Here is a 353-nt window from a genome sequence, read left to right as displayed (position 1 = left end):
ACTCGGCCTCTCGAGGGTGCATATACCGCGCAAAGCCAAAGCGAGGCGGCCTGATAGCCGACCTGACTTTCGCGGATGCACCCAATCCCCTGTAGGATCTGGCTTGTCGGGTCGCCGAATCGCAGCGAAGGCGGCGTGACAATCGACGTTGATGGTGAATGTGCTGACGTCATCGCGGACAAGCCCGCTCCCACAGGATTTTTGGGGGTGTCCTGGGTTTTGGATCGACGAATAATCATTGTGGGAGCTGGCTTGCCAGCGATGGCGGCCTAGAGCCGACCTGAATATTGTTGACCGCGTACATATCCATTCCTGCGGCCACGGCCACCTAGGGTTCCGCTTTTACAGCGGGT

Source organism: Pseudomonas izuensis (genome assembly GCF_009861505.1).
Classification (GTDB): Bacteria; Pseudomonadota; Gammaproteobacteria; order Pseudomonadales; family Pseudomonadaceae; genus Aquipseudomonas; species Aquipseudomonas izuensis.
Note: the sequence above shows the minus strand (reverse complement) of the source record.